Genomic DNA, 659 nt, shown 5'->3' on the forward strand with positions numbered 1-659 from the left:
GTTTCGCCGCGCCGCCGGTCACGCACGGCCGGCCACGGGTCTTCATCTCGCACGGCGTCGACGACCGGGTGCTGCCCATCGACGTGTGCAGCCGCCGCCTCGTCCCCCACCTGCGCGACCTCGGTTACGACGTGACCTACGAGGAGTTCCCCGGCGGCCACGACATCCCCGTGCCGGTCCGCGACTCGGCCATCAGCTGGCTCACCGGCCATCCCCCACGGGTCGTGGCCCGGCCCTGACCGGGGGCGGGCGTCAGACCGGGGGAAGGCCGAGGGCGTCGTCGACGCGGGCGAGGACGGCGGCGTCGTCGCGCGGGTTGACGCCGCGCAGCAGGTCGATGGCCGTGGCCCGGACCTGACCGATGATCATCGCCAGGGGAAGGGTCTGGGTGGAGCCGAAGAGCTGCCCTGCGGTGTGCACCGCGGCCAACGCCGACTCGTCGGCCCGGGTGGCGTGCCGGTCGGCGGTCTCTTCCTGCCCGTCCAGGTCGGCGGCGAGGGCGGCACCGGCCTGCCGGACCGCTTCGGCCAGGGACCGCAGGGCGGCGCCCAGCTCGGCCGGGGCCGCCGTCTGCATCCGGCTGAGGGTCACCCCCGCACGGGCCAGCACCCGGACGTTGCGGACCGCGTAGTCGATCTGCCGGATGGACTCGTCCACCG

Annotated in this window: 1 protein-coding gene and 1 pseudogene; one reads left to right on the forward strand and one right to left on the reverse strand. The window is 75.1% G+C overall.

Annotated elements, in window-relative coordinates; translation table 11 throughout:
* The coding region (locus KBX53_RS35005; protein ID WP_369010027.1) for an alpha/beta hydrolase at positions 1 to 239 on the forward strand (239 nt) is incomplete at its 5' end.
* A 13-nt stretch (positions 240 to 252) separates the two neighbouring features.
* On the opposite strand, the pseudogene KBX53_RS35010 reads toward KBX53_RS35005, so the two are convergent.
* Positions 253 to 659: pseudogene (locus KBX53_RS35010) on the reverse strand (hypothetical protein); the annotation flags it as partial.

This window comes from Micromonospora sp. M51 (assembly GCF_018070305.1).
Taxonomy (GTDB): Bacteria; Actinomycetota; Actinomycetes; order Mycobacteriales; family Micromonosporaceae; genus Micromonospora; species Micromonospora parva.